The 21,193-nt window shown below is 72.2% G+C and carries 19 protein-coding genes and 1 tRNA gene; 13 read left to right on the plus strand and 7 right to left on the minus strand.

What is annotated here, in order from left to right:
- Positions 1-18: 18 nt before the first annotated feature.
- The 3 genes from IPH07_13655 to IPH07_13665 form a co-directional block, all read right to left on the minus strand.
- Positions 19-732 carry an LON peptidase substrate-binding domain-containing protein gene (locus IPH07_13655; protein MBK6918437.1) on the minus strand — a complete coding sequence of 238 codons (714 nt, stop codon included), beginning with the start codon at positions 730-732 and terminating at the stop codon, positions 19-21.
- Between the two features lie 239 nt (positions 733-971).
- Positions 972-1,544, minus strand: a complete 573-nt coding sequence (locus IPH07_13660) for a GTP cyclohydrolase I (GenBank protein MBK6918438.1) — start codon at positions 1,542-1,544, stop codon at positions 972-974.
- Positions 1,541-2,077 carry a MerR family transcriptional regulator gene (locus IPH07_13665; protein MBK6918439.1) on the minus strand — a complete coding sequence of 179 codons (537 nt, stop codon included), beginning with the start codon at positions 2,075-2,077 and terminating at the stop codon, positions 1,541-1,543. The genes IPH07_13660 and IPH07_13665 overlap by 4 nt, the downstream gene beginning before the upstream one ends.
- Before the next feature lie 143 nt (positions 2,078-2,220).
- Between IPH07_13665 and IPH07_13670 the strand changes: the two genes are divergently transcribed.
- From IPH07_13670 to IPH07_13715, 10 genes are all read left to right on the plus strand, one after another.
- Positions 2,221-2,994, plus strand: a complete 774-nt coding sequence (locus IPH07_13670; protein MBK6918440.1) for an SDR family oxidoreductase — start codon at positions 2,221-2,223, stop codon at positions 2,992-2,994.
- A 94-nt stretch (positions 2,995-3,088) separates the two neighbouring features.
- Positions 3,089-3,382, plus strand: a complete 294-nt coding sequence (rpsU, locus tag IPH07_13675; protein MBK6918441.1) for a 30S ribosomal protein S21 — start codon at positions 3,089-3,091, stop codon at positions 3,380-3,382.
- A gap of 55 nt (positions 3,383-3,437) precedes the next feature.
- Positions 3,438-4,049 (plus strand): hypothetical protein, encoded by a 612-nt coding sequence (locus IPH07_13680; protein ID MBK6918442.1) that lies wholly within the window; start codon positions 3,438-3,440, stop codon positions 4,047-4,049.
- A gap of 74 nt (positions 4,050-4,123) precedes the next feature.
- Entirely contained in the window at positions 4,124-5,017 is an 894-nt protein-coding gene (locus IPH07_13685; protein MBK6918443.1) for an endonuclease/exonuclease/phosphatase family protein, read from the plus strand.
- A complete protein-coding gene (locus IPH07_13690) occupies positions 5,014-6,123 on the plus strand; it encodes a thioredoxin domain-containing protein (protein ID MBK6918444.1) in 1,110 nt (369 codons plus the stop codon). Before IPH07_13685 ends, IPH07_13690 begins: the two co-directional genes overlap by 4 nt.
- Before the next feature lie 115 nt (positions 6,124-6,238).
- Positions 6,239-7,705, plus strand: a complete 1,467-nt coding sequence (gene pyk, locus IPH07_13695; GenBank protein ID MBK6918445.1) for a pyruvate kinase — start codon at positions 6,239-6,241, stop codon at positions 7,703-7,705.
- Between the two features lie 242 nt (positions 7,706-7,947).
- Positions 7,948-8,029: transfer RNA gene (locus IPH07_13700), tRNA-Leu, on the plus strand.
- Between the two features lie 84 nt (positions 8,030-8,113).
- Positions 8,114-8,980, plus strand: a complete 867-nt coding sequence (locus IPH07_13705; GenBank protein MBK6918446.1) for a hypothetical protein — start codon at positions 8,114-8,116, stop codon at positions 8,978-8,980.
- A gap of 76 nt (positions 8,981-9,056) precedes the next feature.
- Entirely contained in the window at positions 9,057-9,686 is a 630-nt protein-coding gene (locus IPH07_13710) for a CPBP family intramembrane metalloprotease (GenBank protein MBK6918447.1), read from the plus strand.
- A gap of 80 nt (positions 9,687-9,766) precedes the next feature.
- Positions 9,767-11,452: a SpoIID/LytB domain-containing protein gene (locus IPH07_13715; protein ID MBK6918448.1), complete on the plus strand. Its 1,686-nt coding sequence runs from the start codon at positions 9,767-9,769 to the stop codon at positions 11,450-11,452.
- A 4-nt stretch (positions 11,453-11,456) separates the two neighbouring features.
- On the opposite strand, the gene IPH07_13720 is transcribed toward IPH07_13715, so the two are convergent.
- Entirely contained in the window at positions 11,457-13,028 is a 1,572-nt protein-coding gene (locus IPH07_13720; GenBank protein MBK6918449.1) for a hypothetical protein, read from the minus strand.
- A 253-nt stretch (positions 13,029-13,281) separates the two neighbouring features.
- Here IPH07_13720 and IPH07_13725 point away from each other — a divergent pair, with 253 nt between their 5' ends.
- A complete protein-coding gene (locus tag IPH07_13725; GenBank protein MBK6918450.1) occupies positions 13,282-14,148 on the plus strand; it encodes a 3-hydroxyacyl-CoA dehydrogenase family protein in 867 nt (288 codons plus the stop codon).
- A 4-nt stretch (positions 14,149-14,152) separates the two neighbouring features.
- Here the strand turns inward: IPH07_13725 and IPH07_13730 are convergent, their stop codons facing one another.
- Positions 14,153-17,083, minus strand: coding sequence for a serine/threonine protein kinase (locus IPH07_13730; protein MBK6918451.1), 2,931 nt, complete (start codon positions 17,081-17,083; stop codon positions 14,153-14,155).
- A 70-nt stretch (positions 17,084-17,153) separates the two neighbouring features.
- Between IPH07_13730 and IPH07_13735 the strand changes: the two genes are divergently transcribed.
- Together IPH07_13735 and dnaK are read left to right on the plus strand one after the other, a co-directional pair.
- Positions 17,154-17,837: an SAM-dependent methyltransferase gene (locus tag IPH07_13735; protein ID MBK6918452.1), complete on the plus strand. Its 684-nt coding sequence runs from the start codon at positions 17,154-17,156 to the stop codon at positions 17,835-17,837.
- Positions 17,838-17,974: 137 nt separating this feature from the next.
- Complete coding sequence (dnaK, locus tag IPH07_13740; GenBank protein MBK6918453.1) at positions 17,975-19,861, plus strand: molecular chaperone DnaK; 1,887 nt, start codon at positions 17,975-17,977, stop codon at positions 19,859-19,861.
- 67 nt (positions 19,862-19,928) lie between these two features.
- Here dnaK and IPH07_13745 read toward each other — a convergent pair whose 3' ends face one another.
- Both IPH07_13745 and IPH07_13750 read right to left on the minus strand, forming a co-directional pair.
- Positions 19,929-20,249 (minus strand): Dabb family protein, encoded by a 321-nt coding sequence (locus IPH07_13745; GenBank protein ID MBK6918454.1) that lies wholly within the window; start codon positions 20,247-20,249, stop codon positions 19,929-19,931.
- Between the two features lie 23 nt (positions 20,250-20,272).
- Positions 20,273-21,193: a cation transporter gene (locus tag IPH07_13750; protein ID MBK6918455.1), complete on the minus strand. Its 921-nt coding sequence runs from the start codon at positions 21,191-21,193 to the stop codon at positions 20,273-20,275.

The following is a 21,193-nucleotide window of genomic DNA, read 5'->3' on the forward strand; positions in this document are numbered from 1 at the left end:
GATCGTTACGGCGAGCGCTCAGTTCAGCATCGAGCGGGGGTAGCGGCCGCTGTCGTGCAGCTCGTTGCAGATGTTCTGGCTGCACTCCAACAGCCACTGCGCCCGCAGGTCGGCGGTCTCGGCGTCGAGGCAGCGCTGCTGCACCTCGAGCACCGGCGAGCGCGCGCGGCCGTCGACGTTGGTCGGCATGCAGCCGAAGGTCGGCATCACGGCCGCGATCGCATACAAGAGCACCCGCGCGTCGGGGATCATCAGCACCGAGTTCAGCAGCTGCTGGTCGTCGGTCGGCAGCGACTTGGAGATGCGCTCGAGCTGGGCCTTCAGCACCTCGACGCGGTCGTCGTCGTCGGGTGATTCCTCCGGCAGCAGCTCCACCTGCAGCTGGCGGAAGCGGGTCACGCACGACAGCTCCTCGAGCGCGCGCACGCGGCGGACGCCCTCGAGGCGGATGAAGCGACGCCCGTCCGGCAGCCGCTGGTGCGACAGCAGTCGACCGATGCCGAACACCGGCTCGACCTCGCAGCGCCCCTCGTAGTTGCGCTCGAAGCCGGGCCGCAGCAGCGGTACGCCGACGTGGCGGTGGTGCGCGATCACGTGGTCCACGAGATCGACATAGCGGGGCTCGAAGACGTTGAGCGGAAGCACGATGCCCGGCAACAGCACCACGTTCGGCAGCGGAAAGATCGGCAGCGCCGTCAAGACATCTTCCGCGAGTTCGACATCGTCGAGCATGAGGGGCGCCCGACCGGAAGGTTAGTCGACAACCCCCGACCTGGCGATAGCCGACCGCTTCGAAAGCTGCGCGCCAGCGGTCCCACCGCCCGACACGGCCCCGGCGAGAACGATGTTCACGGCGCCTCGCGATCGCGCAGCCGCGGCCGCGCGCACCGCCGGCTTGCGCATCGGCATTGCTTTGTCATCCTGGGAGTCGAGGCGGACGCACGTGCCGCCCCCCTTGCCGTCACGTCACGTCAGCTCGCGCGCGGCATCAGCCGATCGCGGAGTTCGGCGCGATCGCGGAACTCGCCGCGGAACGACGCCGTGACGACCTCGGCGTCGTGGCGGGTCTCGGGGATCCGCAGGCACGCGTGCTGGCCCACCATGATGCACGCGGCGCCGCGCGCCTGCAGGTGGGTCATGATCGCGTCGACGATGTCGTTGCCGGCGCGCTCCTGTAGCGTCAGCCGGGCGGTGAAGCACCGCACCAGCTCGCCGAGGCGACCGAACCCCACCAGCTTGTCACCCGGGAGGTACGCGATGGTGGCGCGTCCGATGTAAGGCAGCAGATGGTGCGGGCACATGCCGGCGAACGGCAGGTCGCGGACCACGACCATCTCGGTCGGGGCCTCGCCTTCGACCGGATGGCCGAGGATGACCGCCGGATCGAGCCGGTTGCCGCCGAGGAACGCGTCGCACCACAGCCGCGCCACGCGGTCGGGCGTGTCGGCGAAGTCCTTGGCCGCGAGATCGGCCCCGGCCGCCCGCAGCAGGGCAGCGACCGCCGCCGCGAGCGCGTCGCGATCGCCCGCGGCCGCGGTAGTCACGGCGTCGCCTCGCCCTCGAGCATGTCGGCCGAGGGCTCGTCGAACAACTGAGCATCGAGCTCGCGTGCGCGCCAGGCCAGCCGGAAGCTGCGCGGCAGCTCGGCGAGCGGCGCGAGGCGATCGCAGGTCTCGCACGCGACCTCGCCGGTGGGCGGCACACAGGCGTGGCAGACCTTCAGCAGCAGCCCGGTCTGATCGAGATCGGCGCGCAGTCGCTGCAGGATCTCCAGCTTGCGCTCGAGCCGCTCGACGTGGGACTGCATCAGCTGCTCGAGCCGTCGCATGGCCTCGCGATCGCCGTCGCCCTGGCTGCGCACGTCGAGGAACTCGGTGACCTCCTCGAGGGTCCAGCCGGCCTCGCGCAGGGCGATGATGAAGCGCAGTCGCTCGAGCTGGGCTGCCTGGAACAGCCGATGGCCGCCGCTGGTGCGGGCTGCTCGCAGCAGCCCCTCGCGCTCGTAGTACCGCACGGTCCGCGGCGTGCAGCCGCTGCCGTCGATCATGTCCTTGAGCGTCAGTGGCTTGGCTCGCACGGGCCCCCACGCTGGCCCAGCCGCCGCCATGCTGTCAACCGGCCGCCCGCGCCGCCGGCGGTGGGCGGCGGTCGCCGCGAGCGACGGTGAGGCCTCGACGACGCCGCGCCCGGGAAACTTGCTACCGTCACGAACGCCCGCGCATGACGACGCCGTCACACGCCGCAGTCGCCCTGGTCACCGGCTCCGCACGGCGGGTGGGTGCCGTGATCGCCGGCGCGCTGGTCGACGCCGGCTATCGCGTGTGGCTCCACCACCACCACTCCCCCCGCGAGGCCGAGGCGCTGGCCCACGAGCTGCGCGCGCGCGCGGGCGAGCAGGCGGTGATCGACGTGCTGGTGGCCGACCTGGCCGATGCCAGCCAGCGACGCGCACTGGCCGAGCGCGTGTGCGCGTGGGACGAGGGCCGCCTCGATCTACTGGTCAACAACGCCGCGAGCTTCGAGCACGGTCGCTTCGTCGATCGCGACGACGACGACCTGCGACGCGTGCTCGAGGTCAACCTCGTGGCGCCGCTGTCGCTGGTGCGCAGCTTGGTGCCGGCGCTCGAACAGGCCGGTGGCAACGTCGTGAACATCGTCGACGTCGCGGGCATGCATCCGCTGGGCGGGCACGTCGACCACGGAATCGCAAAGGCGGCGCTCGACTTCGCGACCCGGGCGCTGGCGGTCGAGCTCGCACCGATTCGCTTCAACGCGATCGCCCCCGGCACGGTGGCCTGGCCGACCGACGAGCGGCACGCCCCCGGCAGCTCGGTGCGCGCGGCCATCCTGCGGCAGATCCCGCTCGGTCGCATCGGCGGGCCCGACGACGTCGCCGAGGCCGTCCTCTACCTGGCGCGCGCCAGCTGGGTGACCGGCACGCGTCTGGTGGTCGACGGCGGCCGCGTGGCGGCCATCGGGGCCGATCGCCTGTGAGCGGTCACACCCCCCGTTGCAGGCGACGCTGCGGGACCTGCGGGTGTGGGGGTTGACCGCGAGCGCCCCCCTCTCCTATATGTGCCTCCCTTCGATGACGACGCCCGAGACGCAAACGCCGGCCACCCCCACGGTCACGACCGTCGACCGCAACCAGTACGAGCCCGTGCAAGGTCGTCCGCTGGAGGTGAAGGTCGACGACCGCGGCGTCGAGCGAGCGATCCGCAAGCTGCGGCGCCTCATGGCGAGCGAGGGCGTGCTGCGCGAGATCAAGCGCCGCCGTCACTACGAGAAGCCGAGCGTGAAGAGCAAGCGGAAGCTCCGCGAGGCCGAGCGCCGCCGCAAGCGACGCGAGCGCAAGAAGCAGCACATGGACGCCCGGGCGTAGCTCGCCCCGATCGCACCCGCACGGCCCTGCCGCGGTGCGTGATAGTCTCGGCACCATGTCGCGTCGCGTCGTGGTGCCCCGCGTCTCCGAAGGCTCGGTGTCGTTGCCGGACAGCCCGAGCACGCACCTGTTCGAGCCGCCGCAGCTCGCCGCGCTGCGCATCGCGTTCGGCGTCGGTGCCAGCTCGGGAGAGCCGCCCGACGCCGATAGCTTCCGTCCCACGTACACGGTGTCGATGCCCATCTTCAGCATGGGCGGGCTCGATCCCGATGGTGTCTACGAGTTCGACGCCGGCCTGCTGCTCGACGGGATCCGCCGCCGCGCACTACGTCGCAGCTGGGGCGTCCGCCTCGAGATCGAGCTATCGCAGGCGGCCGACTCGGTGCCCCACGCCGATCTGTGGGTCGACGCGCCGTTCGACGACGACAGCGGCCTGACGCTGACGGTGCTGGGACGCAACGCCCGCGGCATCACCCTGCCCGGCGGTGCGCGCACGGTGGTGGTCGCGACCAGCCTCGTGCACGACAGCAAGCGCATCGCGCTGCTGGGTGGTGGCTACACCGCGCAGCTGCGTGACATCGAGCCCGGCGCCGCCGAGCGCCCGCGGGTGGCGAGCATGGTGCGCAACGTCCACGTCGATCTCACGCGCTTCGAGTTCGAGGGGTAGTCGGCGCAGGTGACCCGTGGGGTCGGGCGACGGCGATCGCAACGATCCGGCGTGCGCGGCCGAATGCAGGCCGCGTGTCCCCGCCACGATGGTTGACCATCACCGCCCTGGTCGCCGCCGTGGCCACGCACCACGGCGTCCGCGAGGGCTGCTGGCGCGACCGTGGGGCCGCGACCGACGGCACCGTCGTGACGTGGAACCTGCGCAACTTCACCGCCGCCGACCACGACGTCGCCGCGATGGCGGCGACGCTGGCCGAGGTCGACGCGCCGATCGTCGCGGTCGAGGAGGTGCTCGACGCCGAGGCGCTGGCGACGATGTTGCCCGGGCGTCGCGTGCTGCTGTCGCAGCACGGGGGCGCACGCGATCAACGACTCGGCCTCGCGATCGCCGATCACGTGGAGCTGCTCGAGGGCCCCCGCGAGCACCGCGAGCTCGAGCTGGGCGGCCGTGTGCGTCCGGCGGTCGAGTTCCTGCTGCGCGAGGGCGACACGCGGCTGCGGGTGGTGGTCGTGCACCTCAAGGCGACGCCGCGGGGACTGCCGCAGCGTCGGCTGCAGTGGGCCGCGCTCGCGCAGGTGATCGCGCGCGCCGCTGCGTCCGGCGACCACGACGCGATCGTCGTGATCGGCGACTTCAACGTGACCGGCGACGACGACCTCTCGGCCGACGACGAGCGGGCCGCGCTCAGCTCGGTGCTCGCACGCGTGGGTCTGCGCGCGGTGGTGCCGGCGGCCGGTTGCTCGGCGTACTGGGACGGTCGTCGACGCGACGCGTGGCTCGAACCGTCGCTGCTCGACCTCGCATTCGTCGGCGGCGCCGTCGCAGCGGCGCCGAGCCTCGAGCCGCTGGGTGCGTGCGCGCGTCACGGTTGTGCACCACTGCGCTCGACCGACGCCTACCCCGATCGCGATCTCGCTGGCACCAGTGATCACTGCCCCATGCTGCTGCGCTGGCGCCCGCCGTGACGTTGCCGGCCGCGGTCGGCCGTGACAGCATCGCGGCCATGGATGCGCCTGCGGCCCCGCGCGGCCCCACCCTCGGACGCTCGCTCGCGACCGGCCTGGCCCTGGTGGGTCTCGTCGTCAGCGGCATCCTGCAGGTGCTGCACGTGCGGACCTACCTGTTCCCCACCGCCGACAGCATCTGCCACGTCGGCGAGACCTTCGACTGCAACGCCGTCACGCTGTCGCGCTTCTCGGTGCTGTTCGGCTTGCCGCTGCCGGCCATCGGGGCGCTCGGCTTCTACGCCCTGATGCTGCTGGCGTGGCGACGCTCGCGGCTGCTGCTGCCGCTGTCGGGGTTCGCCGCGCTGGCCTCGGTCGCGCTGCTGGTCGAGGAGCTGGCCCATGTCGGCGCGGTGTGCCTGTTCTGCGAGGCGATCCACTTGGTGGCGATCGCGCTGTTCGTGGTCGCCTGGCGACAGCGCGACGAGCTCGGTGCACCGACCCGCGCCGACTGGATCGGCGCGATCGCGGTGCCGTTGGTGATCGGGCTGGGCGTGCGGTTGTTCGCACCGACGTACTGGTCGGGCGTGCTGTGGACCCGCGAGTTGCCGTGGGCGACCGGCCACGACGAGGACGGCTTCCCGTGGATCGGCGCCAGCGAGCCGACCCTGGTCGTGCACGAGTACACCGACTACGCCTGCGGACACTGCCGCATCGCGACCGCGCGCATGCACGGGCTGCTGTCGAAGCACCCCGACGCGCTCCGAATCGTGCGGCACCAGCAACCGCGGCTGCGCTGCACGGACATCGGCATCAGCGGCTGCGTGATGCTGCGCGTCGCGATCTGTGCCGATCAGCAGGGCAAGTTCTGGCAGACCGACAGCTGGTTGTTCGCCCATGGCACCGGCGAGCGCAGCGTCGATCTCGACCAGGCTGCACGCGACGTCGGCCTCGACCCGGCGGCGCTGCACGCCTGCGTCGACGACAACCTCGAGACCCAGCGCGAGGCTGCGCGACTCGCCGCCGAGGCCCGCGAGAAGGGCATCCGCGGGACCCCGGGCTACGTCGTCGACGGCCGCAAGCTCGACCCCGAGGAGCTCGCAGCCGTGCTCGACGAGCGCCTGTAGACGCGGGGCGTAGATCCCCGCGCACGCGAGCGTGACGTTCGCGCACACGGCGCTCGCGCGACGGGCACAGGGCCGACGTGGCGCTGCGCGGCCGCAATCGGCATGCTTGCCGCGCATGCGCTCCCCCGCCAGCCAACCGCCGCGTCGCTGCAAGATCCTCTGCACGCTGGGCCCCGCGAGCTCCAGCCCGGAGGTCATCGGTGCACTGATCGACGCCGGCATGAACGCGTGTCGGCTGAACCTCTCGCACGGCTCGAAGGAGGTCCATACCAAGACCTATCGAACCATCCGCCAGGAGGCCAGTCGCCGCGGGATGGCGGTCGCGATCCTCGCGGACCTGCAGGGGCCCAAGCTCCGCGTGGGCAAGATCCCCGGCGAGGGCTTCATGCTCGAGGCCGGCCACAAGCTGCGCATCAGCACCAACCCCGAGGATGCCGTCGTGCAGGAGGGCACGATCGCAGCGGTGACGACGACCTACGAGCGTCTCACCGAGGATGTCCGCGCCGGCGATCGCATCCTGCTCGACGACGGCAACATCGAGCTCACCGCCAACGGTGCCGATGGCCATGTGCTCAACACCACCGTCGTGCAGGGCGGCCTGCTATCGTCGAACAAGGGCATCAACCTGCCGGGCGTCGAGCTGCCGGTGCCGGCGCTGACCGAGAAGGATCGCGAGGACCTCGAGTTCGCGCTCGAGCTCGGCGTCGACGTGGTCGCGCTCTCGTTCGTGCGCAAGCCCGAAGATCTCGAGGTCGCACGCGACGTCATGCGCAAGATGGGCCGCATGCGACCGCTCATCGCCAAGATCGAGAAGCCCCAGGCCATCGAGGCGCTCGACGAGATCGTGCGCTCGGCCGAGGGCATCATGATCGCCCGCGGCGATCTCGGCGTGGAGATGGGCCCGGAGGCGGTGCCGATCATCCAGAAGCGCGCGATCGAGGCCGCCAACCGCCACGGCAAGCTCGTCATCACGGCCACGCAGATGCTGGAGTCGATGATCCGCAAGCCGCGGCCGACCCGTGCGGAGGCCTCCGACGTCGCCAACGCCGTGCTCGACGGCAGCGACACGGTGATGCTCTCGGGCGAGACCGCGACCGGCCTTCACCCGGTGCTGGCGGTACGCACGATGGACAAGATCATCCGCACCACCGAGGGCGCACCGCGGGCGTGGCAGACCAAGCGGGTCGATCTCGAGCTGGGCCACACCACCAACGCGATCGCGTTCGCGGCGGTCAACGCCGCCGAGGCCTGGCCCGACACCCGCGCCATCATCACGTACACGGTCTCCGGCGGCGTCGCGCGGCTCGTCAGCGAGTACCGCCCGCGGATGCCGATCTACGCGTTCACGCCCAACCCCGACACCTACCAGACGCTCGCGCTCTACTGGGGCGTGATGCCGGTGCTGTTCTCGCCCGCGTCCGAGGACGGCGAGACGATCTTCATCGACATGGACCATGCGATCCTCGACAAGGGCCTGCTCGAGATGCACGACCGGGTGGTGATCACCGTCGCCCAGCCGATCAAGAAGCGCGGCAGCGTGAACGTGCTGCGTCTGCACGAGGTCGGCGAGATGTTGGCCTGATCGCGGCCGCCGGGGGACCCAAGCGCCCGCCGGCTTCGTCGCGGGCCCTCGGGGGCCCCTTCGGGGCGGCCGACGACCCAGCCGCGGCGACGCGATCCCTGGGCGTTGGCGTCGGCGATGGCCCCCGCGCCGCCGCGGGCGTCCTCGTCCCTGCGAATGGCCCCTTGCGGGCGAGCGTCGGCGTGTGCTACCCATCCCGCCTCGCCGCTCCCGGCCTCCCCGGCCGAGGGCCCGGGCACCTCGCGAAGGTGGCGGAATTGGTAGACGCACCAGACTAAGGATCTGGCGGGGTAACCTGTGGGGGTTCGAGTCCCCCCCTTCGCACTGACAGCCGCTGACGACCGAGAGCGCTCTTTCGCGCCCTCGGCTGGAGGCGGCGTTGCTGCGTTCGCGCCCCCGGATCCACCGATGACGTCTGCACCGCCCTCGTACTCCATGACGCTGCGCGTGCGCGTCGGTTGCATCGCGATCGCGATCACGGCGTGCGCCGGCCATCCGTTGGAGGCGAACTCGGGCGCCGACATCGGCCAGGCCGACGGTGGTGACCCCGACGAGGTCGGCAGCACCACGGGCAGCGCCGCCGAAGGGCCGCGCGACGACGACGGCGTCGTCACCACCCTCGACGCCACCAGCACCACCGGCGAGGGGCGACCGGGGAGCGGCAGCGACGACGGCGTGGCGAGCAGCGGCGACGAGGTCGGCAGCGGGGGCGACGACGACGGCGACACCGGTGTCGCCGGTGCGTGCCATCCGATCCTCCACGAGGTCGCCAACGACGTGCCGATGTCCGACGACGGTCTCGAGTGGGTCGAGCTCTACAATCCCTGCGACCACGCCATCGCGCTGGGCGGCTACACCCTCGCGTGGGGCGGGCCCGCCTACGAGAGCGCGCTGCAGCTGGTCGGCAACATCCCGGCCGGCGGCTGCTTCGTGGTCGGCGGGCCATTGTCGTCGCCCGACAACGGCGAGCCGGTGTTCGATCAAGCGGTCGACTTCGACACCGACCTGCAGAACAGTGGCCCCGCGGCCGACGGACTCGCGCTCTACGCCGCCGAGCTCGATGCGCTCGACCCCACCGTGCAGGTCCCCGTCGACGCGCTGATCTACGGCAGCGCCAACACCAACGCGCTCGTCGACGAGCACGGCCTGGTGTCCGAGCCCGACGCGCCCGACGTGGACGACGAGCACGGCTATGCGCGCGCAGCCGCCCGCCTCGACGCGGCGTGGGTGCCCTCGACCGTCCGTTCTCCCGGCAGCTGCCCCAACCCCGGCTGAAAAACCCGCGACGAAGGCCCGCAGCGGGCGTAGGCAGCGGTGTCGAGCCGGCGCCCTGCTATGCTGACGGACGACCTTGTCCACGCGCGCTCCAAGCTCGCCACAGGACTCGCCAGCACGGGCACGCATCGTGGTGGGGTTCTACGGCGCGGTCGGCCTGGTCGGCTTCTTCTGGCACGCGACCGCGCAGGACAGCAACGATGTCTGGCGCTTGGATCCCTCCCAGGGGCTCGCGACGTTGGCGTGGACGCCGATGGTCGGCGTGGGGGTCGGGCTCGCGGTCGTGCAGGTGTTCCGCGCGCTCGAGCACCACTTCGCGTGGCTGCCGGCGCTGCACGCCGAGTTCCGCTCGATCTTCGGGCGCCCCGGCACCGGCGAGCTGATCCTGTTGGCGGCCACCAGTGCGCTCGCCGAGGAGCTGCTGTTCCGCGGCGCGATGCTCGACGCCTGGGGCCTGGTGCCGAGCTCGTTGGTGTTCGCGCTGCTGCACATCCCGCCGCGGTGGCAGCTGTGGCCGTGGACCGCGAGCTCGCTGGTCGCGGGGCTGCTGTTCGCCGAACTCACGCTGCTGACCGGCAACCTCGGGGCCGCCACGGCCGCGCACTTCGTCGTGAACCTGCAGAACCTCTGGTACATCACGCGCCATCCCCCGCGGCCGACCGTGCGCGGCCCGGTGCGGCCCCAGAAGCTGCAGCCGCCGGCGTGACGTCGACCGCGGCTCCGCCGCGCCGCGCACGATTGGCCAGAAACTCGCCCCCCAACGGCGGGCAACCCATAGTCGCGGCCATGCCCCACGACGGTTCCTCGATCGGCCGCCGGGCGTGGCTGCAGGGCCTGACCGCCGGTGCGGTCGCGACTTGCACGACGCTGGCGTGGAGCGGCCGCTCGGCCGCCTCGGACCTCAGCCTCGCCGATCGCCTCAAGCTGCTCTACAGCAACCAGTTCCACTTCGACGACCGCGGCCAGCCACAGATCACCGTCGGCCTCGTCAGCAACGTCGACCGCGTGCGACTGTCCGCGGCCGGCGGCCTGCTGGTGCTACCGTCGGGCGCCGGCGGCACCACCATCGAGGGCGGCACCAGCTTCGAGCTGTCGCTCGTGCAGGGGCAGGCGGCCAAGCAGCGCTTCGCGATCGTGCTCGAGGAGCTCGCGGGGCCGGCGATGCGTGGCGTCGACGAGGTCGCGACGCGGTGGCGCAAGCAGGGGTTCGAGGTCTCCGACCACGAGGTCGGCACCGTGTTCGGCGTGTCGGGTCGCGTGCTCGACAACCGCCGCGTGCTACTGGTGAGCGAGAGCCACTCGAGCGAGGACGAGGCACGCCGACGCGCCGAGGTGCTGCGTCAGCGCCACGGTGCACTCGCCAAGCTGCATCCCATCGTCGGTCGCCACGCCAGCGGTGCGCTGCTCGCCCGCGACGCCGCCCACGGCCTGCGCGTGAGCGCCGAAGGCGTGCTGTGGTTCGCAGCCAAGGACGGTGGGCCCATCACCGTGCACGACGTGCCGATCGACAGCGCCCGCGGCGGCGCGATCAAGCACGAGTCGCGCGAGTACTGGGGCAGCATCTACGTTGCCGTCGATCGCCACGGCAAGCTCGCGGTCGTGAACCTGGTCGGCGAGTCGGAGCTGCTCGCGGGGCTGGTGCCGGCGGAGATCTTCGCGTCGTCGCCGATGGCCGCGCTGCAGGCCCAGGCGGTCGCAGCTCGCGGCCAGCTACTCGCGAAGATCGGCACGCGTCACCTCGACGACCCGTTCCTGCTGTGCTCCGAGCAGCACTGCCAGGTCTACGCCGGGCGCATCCGCGAGCACGAGCGCACCACCAAGGCGGTGCGCGAGACCGCCGGTAAGGTCGCCCTGCGCCCGGGCGAGACCCAGCTCGTCGACACGGTCTACTCGGCCAACTGCGGCGGCCACAGCGAGGACAACGATCTCGTGTGGCCGAGCGCGGCCGATCCCCAGCTGCGCGGTCAGCCCGACCTCCTGCTCGAGAAGAAGTTCGCCAAGGGCATCACCGACGACAACATCGCGGCGTTCCTGCGCGGCTCGCCGCGCAGCTACAGCGTGCCGGAGCCCGAGATCAGCCGCACGGCCTACCGCTGGCGCGAGACCCTCGACCCCAGCAGCCTGGCCGGCAACCCCGGCATCGACGCCGCGCTCGGCACCGTGCGCGAGCTGCAGGTCCGCAGCCGCGGCCGCAGCGGTCGCGCGATGGTGCTGCGCGTGATCGGTGAGCACGGCGAGATCGATCTCCACGGCGAGCTGCGCATCCGCAAGGCGCTCGGTGGCCTGCGCAGCTCGCTGTTCGTGGTCGAGTCGGAGCGCGACCACGGACGCATCGTGCTGACCGGCGGCGGCCACGGCCACGGCGTGGGCCTGTGCCAGCACGGCGCGATGGGCATGGCCGCCGCGGGCAAGTCGTGCGAGGCGATCCTCGGGCACTACTATCGCGACGCCAAGCTCGTGCAGCTGTGGTGAGCGATCACAGCGTGCGGACGCAGAGTCCGCGCGCGTTGGGCTCGAGCTTGAGGTAGAGCGCAGTCGTGCCGGCGCCGCCGTCGTAGGCCACCGCCTCGTCGGGGACGGCCGCACGGTTGCGCGCCCAGTACGACGCGCGCGCGAGCAGTCGCGCCGCCCGGATCTTGCGCAGCTCGTGCACGCCGGGCAGTCGGAAGCCGGTGACGCCGTTGATCCGCTTGCTCTGGCAGCGGCGATGCGCCTCGTCCCAGGTGACCTCGTCCTCGCCGCCGCGGGCGACCCAGAGGTTGCCGAGTCGCTCGACGCGGCCCTCGCTGACGGCGAGCTGGAGTGCCGCCTGCTCGAGGTCACGACGACTCACGGCCTCGGGCCCCGGCGGGATGTCGACCGGCGGGGTGCCGGCGGCGTCGTCGGTCCCGCCGGCGTCGTCGGTGGCCGGCGTCGGCGTGGGCTCGACCTTCGCGTCCGGCACCACGGCCTTCGCATCGGGCTCGAGCTTCGCGTCGGCGGTCGGCGTCGGCGTGGGTGCGCCACCGTCGTCGACCCTCGCCTCGACCGGCGCGCCACCGGTGACAGGCGGCGCCACGACGGCGGCGCTCGGATCACCGGCGGCGCCATCGGGTCGCGCGCCGGCGCTGCGAGGCCCCGGGTCGGCCCCCGGCTGGAACAGCTGCAGCACCGCGAGCGCGACGATGCCCGCGATGCCGAGCCCTGCGAACAGCAGCAGCCAACGGTTGCCGCGCGGCTCGTCGTAGGTCGCGGCATGCATCGAGCGCGCCGCGGCGCGTGGGATCTGCCGGCTCGGCGTGAAGTCGGTGACGAGCTCGTCGGCGCCCGCCGATGGCACCTGCGAGAGCGTCGACTCGAGCGAGCGACGCGGCGGCTGGGGCGGCAGCTCGGCGGTGTCCTCCTCGGCTCGCACCGGCATGGAGCCGGCGACGCTGCGCGGGGGCTCGCGACTGGGCAACACCACCGGGTCTTCGGCGATGACCTGCGGTGCACCAACGCCGCTCGTCGGCGACGCGGCACCGAGCCCGGTCGGGGTGCCGCGCCGTGGCGCGGGCCGTGAGCGATCGAGCAACGCCGCGGCCTCGGTCAGCCCACGCGAGAGCTCGCGCGCGAGCTGCTCGGGATCGGCGGGGGCGAGCGCAGCGGGTGTGAGCGCCTCGACGACGTCGCGCAGGTGGGTGTTGGGCGCGTCGGGATCGTTGGCGTCGTGATCCGTCAGGCGCATCTCCTTGAGCGCGCCGCGGATCGCCGGCAGCACCGCGAGCGGACGCGACGGTGTGAACGCAGTCGAGATGATGCGCTGCGCCGGCCCTCGGCGCGCGGAGAACAACCCGGTGAGCTTTCGAACCGCGGCCTTGTCCAGCGAGCTCGACGTGCACAGCACGAACAACGTCTCGGCGGCCGCGACGTCGAGTGCACTCGCGAGCAGGGCCGCATCGAACTCCACGCCCGGCACCAGCTCCGGCGACATGCCCTCGCGGCGCAGCTCATCCAACACCTTCGCGAGGGCGGGTTCGTCGTCCTCGGAACAGCAGATGATGATGGGGATGTCCCCGCGGCCTTTCACGTCGATGGAGTCCTCGAGCCGAGTGCGTGCGCGTCTGTTCGAGGGTATGTCCAACCACGCCCGCGTGGGAAGGGCCGCGCGCGTGTCGGGGCGAAGGGCGTCGGCGTGGGACCTGCCCCAGAAGGGCCGTCGGTCGCGAGCGCGGCCCGACCGCGGCCGCTCTCGACCCAACCGGCACCGCCACCAGCGCGACGCTCGGCGAGCCCGTCGCGCACGTGCGCTGCGCGGCGCCCCGTCGTGGCATAACGACGCCATGACCGATGCGCACGCGCTCCAGATCGTCGCGGTACTCGGGGCCGGCACCATGGGCCACGGCATCGCCCAGGTCGCCGCCGCGGCCGGCTGCGAGACCCGCTTGTTCGACGTCGACGATGCCCGCGTCGAGGCCGGCCTCGCGAAGATCCGCAGCAACCTGCAAACCGGGGTCGACAAGGGCAAGCTCGACGCGGCCCGCCGCGACCAGACGCTGGCCCAGCTCCGGGGCACCAGCGACCTCGCGGCCGCGGCCGCCGGCGCCGACCTGGTGATCGAAGCCGTTCCCGAGGTCCTCGCGCTCAAGCACGACGTGCTCGCCCGGGCGGCCGCAGCGGCCAAGCCCGACGCGATCCTCGGCAGCAACACCAGCTCGCTGTCGATCGCGAAGATCGCCGCCGCCCTACCGCGCCCCGAGCGCGTGCTGGGCACCCACTTCTTCAACCCCGTGCACATCATGAAGCTGCTCGAGATCGTGGTCGCCGACACGACCGCGCCCGAGGTGGTGGCGCGCGTGCGGGCGTGGGGCACCGCACTCGGCAAGGAGTGCATCACGATCAAGGACTCGCCGGGCTTCGCCACCAGCCGCCTGGGGCTCGTGATCGGGCTCGAGGCGATCCGCATGGTCGAGCAAGGGGTCGGCAGCGCCGAGGACATCGACAAGGCCATGACCCTCGGCTACGGCTTCCCCATGGGCCCGCTGCGGCTCACCGATCTGGTCGGCCTCGACGTACGGCTCGCGATCGCCGAGTACCTCAGCACCGCGCTGCCCGACGGCAAGCACTTCGAGCCGCCGGCATTGCTGCGACGGTTGGTCGCCGAGGGCAAGCTGGGCAAGAAGAGCGGCCAGGGCTTCTACCCCTGGTGAGTGCTCACGGCGGGTGGGCGGCCAACCACGCGGCGGCCCGGGAGGCGCGGGCCTGCAGCTCCGGATCCACCGCAGCGGCGTAGTCCCTGCGGGCGGTGTCCATCAGCGCGCGCGCACGGGTGCGATCGCCACCGACGCCGTCGAGCGCCTGCGCGAGCGACTCCCGTGCGGTCGCCAGCGTGATCGGATCGACGCCGGCCCGCTCGCGGATCGACAGCGACTGCTCGAGCAGCGGCACTGCATCGGCGAAGCGCCGCTGCCGTAGCGCGATGTTGCCGAGCCCGTGCACGGCCGCGGCGAGGTTGGGATCGTCGGGCCCCAGCCGCCGCAGCGAGGCCTCGCTGGCGCGCTCGTACAGCGCCTGCGCCTGCGCGTCTTCGCCGAGCGCCACGTGCACCAGCGCCAGCGCCAGCAACGAGTCGATCACGTCGGGGTGATCGGCGGGAACCTCTCGCTCGCGGATCTCGAGTGCGCGCCGTTGCAGGCGCAGCGCCTCCAGCAGGTTGCCGCGGGTGCGCTCGACCTTGGCGACGTTGGCGATCGACTCAGCGACCTCGAGGTGCTCCTCGCCGAACCGCGCGCGCTTGATGTCCAACGCGCGGCGGTGCAGCTCGAGCGCGCGCTCGGTCCGGCCGCGTTGCAGCTCCACGTTGCCGAGGTTGCCGAGGCTCGACGCCAGCTGCGGCGACTCGGGCCCGGCGCTCGCCTCCTTGATCGCCAGCGCGCGCTCGTACCAGCCCACCGCCTCGGACAGATCCCCGCGTACGTTGGCCATGCTGCCGAGGTTGTTGGCGCAGTTGCCCACCGCCGGATGCATCGGCCCCAGCTCGCGCTCGAACATCGCGAGTGCCTCGAGCATGCGGTTCCAGGCACGCTCGTGATCGCCGCGCTCGTCCTCGACGTTGGCGAGGTTGAAGAGCGTGACTGCGATCGAAGGGTGCTCGTCGCCCAAGACCCGGCGCTTGATCGCCAGCGCGCGCTCGTGGGCGGCGACGCCCTCGTCGTACTGCGCCGCCCGCCAGTGCACGTTGCCGAGCTGGCCCGAGAGCACGGCACCGCGGAGTTCGTCCTCCTCGTGGGTGCGCGTGAGCAGCATCGCCGCAGTCGCGCCCCACGCCAGCCCCGCGTCGGTCTCACGCAGCGCGTCGCCCATGGTGAAGACCAGCGCCGTCGCGGCGTCGGCGGCCACGCTGTCCTGTCCGAGCCGACCCGCGCGCTCGAAGGCGTCGCGCAGCAGCACCGCAGAGGCCTTCGCATCGCCGGCCTTCTCCGCGTGGCGCCCCGCCACCACGTTCGCGCGGGCCGCCAAGATCTCGTCGCCGCTCGCTGCCGCGCGCTCGGCCACCGCAGCCGCGGCCGCGCGCGCATCGGCGTGGCGACCGGCCTGGCCGAGCCCCTCGGCGCGAACCAACTCGAGCCGGTCCGCGTGGGCCCCCTCGTCGGCGGGCTCCGGACCGCGCCGCGCGAGGCGATCGGGATCGGTGCAGTCCTCGAGCCCCGACAACCCCGCGACCGACTGCACCACCCGCGACAGCATCGCAGTGTCGGCGTGCTCGAACGCATCGAGCAGCGCAACGACCTCGGCCTTGCGCTCGTCGAGACACTGTCGAGAGCGCGCCAGCGTCTCGGTGGTCCACACGCCGTCGACCTCGCCGCGCGTGCAGGCCTCGACCCGAGCCTCGCGCCATGCCAACTCGAAGCGATCGAGCCACGGCACCGCCCGCACGATCGTGTCCTCGGCCGCGGCGGCCCCGGTCGCGCGCAACGCCGTCGACAGCCGCTCGCGCGCGTCGTCGTTCCACACCTCGGCCAGGCCTGCGCCCTCTTCGACGCAGCCCGCCCGCCCGCGCGCGCGCGACAGCTCGTTGGCCCCGAGCGCGCCGAGCCCGAGCACGCCGAGTACGACCGCGGCGCCGCCGAGCCGACGGGTGCGTGCGCGGGCCTGGCCCCGCGCGATCGCATCGATGAACGCGTCCATCGACTCGAAGCGCTCCTCTGGCACCGGCGCGAGCCCGCGCTCGAGCGCCGCCAACAGCCATCGCGGCACGTCGGAGCGCCCGCCCCCGCCGCCCGGCGTGCGCGCGGCCATGGCCGCCAACAGCTCTCGCACCGTGCGGCCCCGGAACGGCCGCGCGCCGAACAACGCCTCCCACGCGACCACGCAGAGGCTGAACTGATCGCTGCGGGCGTCGAGCGGCAGCCCGCGCAGCTGCTCGGGCGACATGTACGCGGGCGTGCCGACCACCACGCCGTGCTGCGTGAGCGGCAACGCGAGCGCGTCGACCTCGGGCTGTGCCGCGACCCGGAACACCTCGTCGTTGCTCCGCACGTCGGCCGCGCCGCCATCGAGCTCGCGGGCGAGCCCGAAGTCCATGACCCGCACGCGCGCCTCGGTGTCGACCATGATGTTGTCGGGCTTGAGATCGCGATGCACCACGCCGGCGGCGTGGGCGGCCGCGACCCCGCGTGCCGTCGCCAGCACCACGTCGACGATCTCGCGCACCGGGTGCGGTGTGGCCGACCACTCGCGCAGCGTCACGCCGTCGACCAGCTCCATCGCCACGAACACGCGGCCGCCGTGGGTGCCGACGTCGTGCACCGCGATCACATTGGGATGGGACAGCCGCGCCATCGCCTGCGCCTCGCGCAGCAGTCGCGCGCTGGCGGCATCGTCGGTCGCCGAGGTCGGACGCAGCAGCTTCAGCGCGAGCTTGCGATCGAGCTGCGGATCGTAGGCGACGAAGACGTCACCCATCCCGCCCGATCCGAGGTGCCGCAGCGCGACGTAGCGCCCCAGGAGCACGGCTTGCTCGTGGTCGAACAGGCGTGCCTGCGCCGCGGCGCGCCCGAGCGCCGTCAAGACCCCCTCGACGCGGTCGTCCTCGGTGTCGTCGGCGACCGCGTTCACCGCCGCCGCCGCGATCGTCGGGAGCACCCCCGCGTCCGCATCTGCCTCACCCATGCGCGCCCGTCCGCCCGAGTCTGGCAGACTGCCGGGCGCTCCGATGCCGACCCGCCTGCAAGCCCTCGCGGCGGCCGTCCCCAGCGGTTCCCGCGTGGCCGACGTCGGCACCGACCACGGCCAGCTGCTGACGCTGCTGGTACGCGGCCGCGGGGTCACCCACGCGATCGGCATCGACCGTTCGGGCGCCGCGCTGCGGGCCGCCGCCGGCGTGACCGCCGACGCCCGCGTGGAGCTGCGCGAGGGCGACGGTCTCGACCCGATCGCACCGCAAGAGGTCGACAGCGTCGTGCTCGCGGGCCTGGGGGCGAGCACGATCGTGGAGATCCTCGAGCGTGCCCGAGATCGCTGGCCGGAGCTCGCGTGCATCGTGCTGCAGCCGCGCACGCAGTGGTCGCATCTGCGTCGCTGGATCGCCGCGCAGCCGCTGACGCTGCGCCACGAGTCGATCGTGTTCGAGCATGGCCGCGCCGTGCTGGTCTGCGCCGTGGCCCCGGCGCCAGCGCGACCGCCGGTGAGCTGGGACGACGACGACCTGTGGCTCGGGCCGTTGCTGCGCCGTGCGCCGACGCCCACGTATGCCCGTTGGCTCGCGCAGCAACTGCGCGCGTGCGAGCGCGCGCTCCGGCACAGCCAGCGCGGGCACGCATCGCCGCCCGAGCTGCACGCGCAACACCACCGCATCGTCGCGGCCCTCGCCGCGCTGCCACCGATGCTCGCGCCGTAGCAGCAGGTTGACAGCCCGAGGCACCGGCTTAGGTTGCCGGTCGACCCGAACGCGCGCTTGGATGCTCCAACGCCGCCGCGGACGGTCCCGCATCAACTCGTTTCGAACATGGGCCCCAACCCGTGAGGAGTCGGAGCATGTCCAAAGTCATCGGCATCGATCTCGGTACCACCAACTCCGTCGTCTGCGTGATGGACGACGGCGAACCCCGCGTGATCGCCAACGAGGAAGGCGGTCGCACCACGCCCAGCGTGGTCGCGATCGAGTCCGGCGGCAACGCCTTGGTCGGGCAGCAAGCCCGGCGCCAGGCCATCACCAACCCCGAGAACACCGTGTTCTCGGCCAAGCGCTTCATGGGCCGCCGCTTCGCGGAGGTCACCGACGAGGCCAAGCGCGTGCCGTTCCAGGTCCGCGAGGCCAAGGGCGGCGGCGTCGAGTTCGTGCTGCGCGATCGTGCATGGTCGCCGGCCGAGATCAGCGCGCGTGTGCTCGGCAAGCTCAAGAAGGCCGCCGAGGACCACCTCGGCGAGGCTGTCACCAAGGCGGTCATCACGGTGCCGGCGTACTTCAACGACGCCCAGCGCCAGGCCACCAAGGACGCCGGCAAGATCGCCGGGCTCGAAGTGCTGCGCATCGTCAACGAGCCGACCGCGGCCGCGCTCGCGTACGCCCACGGCAGCAATAAGTCCGACAAGGGCGAGCGGCTGATCGCGGTCTACGACCTCGGCGGTGGCACCTTCGACATCAGCGTGCTCGAGGTCGCGGCCGACGTGGTCGAGGTGCTCTCGACCGGCGGCGACACTCACCTGGGCGGCGACGACTTCGACCAGCGGGTGATGGAGTGGTTGCTGGCCGAGTTCAAGAAGGACACCGGCATCGACGTCGGCAAGGACCGACTGGTGCTGCAGCGGCTGAAGGACGCCGCCGAGAAGGCCAAGATCGAGCTGTCGCAGCAGGCCGAGACCGAGATCAACCTGCCGTTCCTCACCGCCGACGCGACCGGACCCAAGCACCTGCAGATCAAGCTCTCGCGCGCGAAGTTCGAGTCCCTCATCGAGGAGCTGGTCGAGCGCAGCATGGCGCCCTGCAAGCGCGCGCTGGCCGACGCCGGCAAGAGCTTCGCCGACATCGACGAGGTGTTGCTGGTCGGTGGCTCGACCCGCGTGCCGCTGGTGCAGCGCAAGGTCGAGGCGCTGTTCGGCAAGGCGCCCAGCAAGGGCGTCAATCCCGACGAGGTGGTCGGCCTGGGCGCCGCGGTGCAGGCCGGGGTGCTGACCGGCGAGGTCAGCGACATGGTCCTGGTCGACGTCACGCCGCTGTCGCTCGGCATCGAGACCAAGGGCGGCGTCATGACGGTGCTCATCCCCCGCAACACGACGATTCCGACCCGCAAGTCGGAGGTCTTCACGACCGCGGCCGACGATCAGCCGAGCGTCGAGGTCCACGTGCTGCAGGGCGAGCGCAAGATGTCGGGTGACAACCGCACGCTGGCCAAGTTCGGCCTCGAGGGCATCGCCCCCGCGCCGCGCGGCACGCCGCAGATCGAGGTGGTGTTCGACATCGACGCCAACGGCATCGTGCACGTGTCGGCCATCGACAAGGCCACCGGCCGCAAGCAGCAGGTCGAGATCAAGGCCAGCGGCGCGCTGTCGGACGCCGACGTCAAGCGGATGATCGACGAGGCGCGACAGCACGAGGCCCAGGACGAGCGCCGGCGCAAGCTGGCCGAGGATCGCAACGCGCTCGAGGCCCTGATGCTGCAGGCCGAGAAGCTCGCGGCCGGTCAGGCCGCCCGCATCGCGCCGCCGCTGCGGGCCCAGCTCGACGCGGCGCTGCAGCAGGCCCGCGACGCGCTCGCGAGCGACGACGCCGAGGCGTTGATCGAGGCGCGCCGCAAGCTGACCGAGGTCGCGCACCAGGTCTCGGCCGCCGCCTACGCCGAGCCCGGCGCGGACCAAGCCGGTGAGGCACGCCCCGCCGACGACGACGTCATCGACGCCGAGTACGAAGAGAAGGCCTCGTAGTCGCCCGCACGCTCGCCGACACCCGCGTGCTCGCTCCGTCGAGCGCGCGGGTGTTCGTCGTGGCGCGCTACGACACTGCGACCGCCTCGAAGCGCTCGAAGTTGAAGACGTGGATCTTCGCCATCAGCGGCTTCAGGAACTCGTCGGCATAGGCGCGATGTACCCGATCGACGCGGTAGCGCTCGACCGCGTCGACGTCGTCGAGCACGACCTGCAGGCACAGATCCCAGTCGCGTCGCGTGCGCGCGTCGGCGGGCGTGCCGATGCGGAGCGCCCGCACGCCCTCGGCCTGCGGCAGCGTGGCCGCGGTCGTCTCGGCAATCGCCGCCCGTTGCTCATCGCTCGCGAACTCGGGCTTGAGCTTGATCAGCACCACGCGTTCGATCATCGCCGCCCGATGGTAGCAACCCGTCAGGGCTCGGGTGGCAAGCGATCGAGCGCTTGATCGGCAAAGGACGCCGGATCCTCGAGCGGCTCGAGGTGGGTGAAGACGGTGGTCGGGGGCCGCACCGCCGCCAGCTCGACCTCGATGGCCTCGCACAGGTCGTGTCCCTGCTGCACCGTCCACGCCCCGGGCACCAGCACGTGCACCGACACGAAGCGCCTGGCTGCGGCCTGGCGCGTGCGCAGGGCGTGCCACTGCGCGCCGTGACTGCGGGCGAAGCGATCGAGCACCGCCACCAGTGCCGCGCGCTCCTGCGGCGCCACCGCGACGTCGAGCAGGCCCGAGATCGCGTGGGAGACCAGCCGCACGCCCATGCGCGCGATCGCGAGGGCGACCGCGATCGCCACCACCGGATCGAGCCGCTCGATGCCGGTGACCGCCACCAGCCCGACCCCACCGATCACGCCGAGCGAGGTCCACACATCGCTCATGAGGTGGTGACCGTCGGCCTCGAGCGCGATCGATCCCCGCGTGCGACCGACCCGCAGCAACACCCGCGCGACCGCGAGGTTGACCGCGGCCGCGATGGCCGAGATCACCAGGCCGAGTCCGAGCCCCTCGACCGGCGCGGGGTGGATCAGGCGCTCGACGGCCGCGACCACGATCGCGAGCGCTGCCGCCAGCACCAGACCGCCCTCGAGACCGCTCGAGAAGTACTCGATCTTCTCGTGGCCGTACTCGTGGCGGGCGTCGGCGGGCGACTGCGACAGCCGCACCGCCTGCAGGGCCACCAGCGCGGCGACCAGGTTGACCCCCGACTCGAGTGCGTCGGACAACAGCCCGACCGAGCCGGTCCACCACCACGCGGCGGCCTTGAGCCCGATGGTGGTGATCGCGGCCGCGACCGACAGCCAGGCGTAGCGCAGCAGGCCCTTGGCGTCCGTCAT

The organism is Deltaproteobacteria bacterium, from assembly GCA_016709225.1.
GTDB classification, from domain to species: Bacteria; Myxococcota_A; Polyangia; order Nannocystales; family Nannocystaceae; genus Xiheibacterium; species Xiheibacterium phototrophicum.

Excerpts from the sequence above, each read along its gene's own strand:
- IPH07_13655 (MBK6918437.1), bottom strand. The coding sequence starts at position 732 with ATGCTCGACGATGTCGAACTCGCGGAAGATGTCTTGACGGCGCTGCCG.
- IPH07_13670 (MBK6918440.1), top strand. The coding sequence starts at position 2,221 with ATGACGACGCCGTCACACGCCGCAGTCGCCCTGGTCACCGGCTCCGCA.
- rpsU (MBK6918441.1), top strand. The coding sequence starts at position 3,089 with ATGACGACGCCCGAGACGCAAACGCCGGCCACCCCCACGGTCACGACC.
- IPH07_13680 (MBK6918442.1), top strand. The coding sequence starts at position 3,438 with ATGTCGCGTCGCGTCGTGGTGCCCCGCGTCTCCGAAGGCTCGGTGTCG.
- pyk (MBK6918445.1), top strand. The coding sequence starts at position 6,239 with ATGCGCTCCCCCGCCAGCCAACCGCCGCGTCGCTGCAAGATCCTCTGC.
- IPH07_13705 (MBK6918446.1), top strand. The coding sequence starts at position 8,114 with ATGACGTCTGCACCGCCCTCGTACTCCATGACGCTGCGCGTGCGCGTC.
- IPH07_13715 (MBK6918448.1), top strand. The coding sequence starts at position 9,767 with ATGCCCCACGACGGTTCCTCGATCGGCCGCCGGGCGTGGCTGCAGGGC.
- IPH07_13725 (MBK6918450.1), top strand. The coding sequence starts at position 13,282 with ATGACCGATGCGCACGCGCTCCAGATCGTCGCGGTACTCGGGGCCGGC.
- IPH07_13735 (MBK6918452.1), top strand. The coding sequence starts at position 17,154 with ATGCCGACCCGCCTGCAAGCCCTCGCGGCGGCCGTCCCCAGCGGTTCC.
- dnaK (MBK6918453.1), top strand. The coding sequence starts at position 17,975 with ATGTCCAAAGTCATCGGCATCGATCTCGGTACCACCAACTCCGTCGTC.
- IPH07_13745 (MBK6918454.1), bottom strand. The coding sequence starts at position 20,249 with ATGATCGAACGCGTGGTGCTGATCAAGCTCAAGCCCGAGTTCGCGAGC.
- IPH07_13750 (MBK6918455.1), bottom strand. The coding sequence starts at position 21,193 with ATGACGGACGCCAAGGGCCTGCTGCGCTACGCCTGGCTGTCGGTCGCG.